This is a genomic window from Methylobacterium sp. GC_Met_3 (assembly GCF_026540775.1).
Taxonomy (GTDB): Bacteria; Pseudomonadota; Alphaproteobacteria; order Rhizobiales; family Beijerinckiaceae; genus Methylobacterium.
Map to the genome: position 1 here is coordinate 1 of NZ_JALNUL010000158.1, position 1,089 is coordinate 1,089.

A 1,089-nucleotide genomic window follows, 5' to 3' on the forward strand; every position below is an offset into this window, starting at 1 on the left:
TGTCTGGATGCGAGACCTCCTTGGCATCTGCGACGATGCGAAGGGCGCGTTTGATGAGACTTGGGCTGGGCGGTCTGTAGGTGGGATTAGCCAAGCTTGGATCGGCTTCGAGGCGCTGCTGCAGGACCATTCCGGGCGAGAGCCCGTTCAGCACGCGCTGCCGGCGGCCGTTGTAGGCCGCGTTGAAGCCGCGCAGCACGATCTCTAGGTCGGTGTGGCTGTAGATCATGATGCCCAGCACCTCGCGCTGCACCCGGCCGTTGAAGCGCTCGACCATCCCATTGGTCTTCGGCGTGTAGGGGCGCGTCTTGCGGTGTTGCACCCCGTGCCGCTCGCAGGCGCCCTCGAAAGCATCGGCGGTGAAGCAGGAGCCGCGGTCAGTGAGCACGTGAGTGACCTGGAAGGGGAAGGCGGCCAGCGCTTCCGTGAGGAAAGCCATCGCCGAGGCCGTGGTCTCGTCGTCCTTGACGGCGAGGTGCACGTAGCGGGAGGCGCGGTCGATGGCGACGTAGAGGAAGCGCTTGCGGGTGGAGCCGTCGCGGTCACGTAGCTTAGGCAGATGCTTCACGTCGACGTGCACGAAGCCGACTTCGTACTCCTTAAAGGTACCGTGCGGCTTGCGGGTCTTCTCGGACGGCGGCAGCCGGTTCAGGCCCTCCGCTTTGAGGATGCGATAGACGGCGTCCCGGTTCAGGTGCGGCAGGAAGTGGCTGACGACGAAGGTCAGCGCGTCGAGGGGGAAGCCGGTGCTGCGACGGAGCGCGCACACGACGGCGCGCTCCTCATCACTGGCGCGCCAGGGCAGCTTATGGGGCCGGGCCGAGCGATCCTGACAGGCATCGGGGCCGCGTTTGCGCCATTTGCGGATGGTCTCGGTGGAGACGCCGTAGCGCTTGGCCAACACCCCGGAACTCTCGGGCGAGCGGGCGATCTCGGCGCGAACAGCCGGGGTGGTGCGGGCTTGGGGATGGATGGCGAGCATCAACGAGCCCTCCGAACGGCAGCACGGCGGCGCACACCCTCAAACCGCCACGCGTAGGCTTTGATCGCCCAACGTGCCACATCCCAACGACGTTCCGCAACCAAACA

At 66.3% G+C, this 1,089-nt stretch carries 1 protein-coding gene; it reads right to left on the bottom strand.

All coding sequences use genetic code 11. The features are described 5' to 3' along the window. Positions 1 to 982, bottom strand: a 982-nt coding sequence (locus OXS27_RS32275; RefSeq protein ID WP_267361739.1) for an IS481 family transposase, incomplete at its 3' end; no start/stop codon positions are given. Between the last annotated feature and the right edge of the window lie 107 nt (positions 983 to 1,089).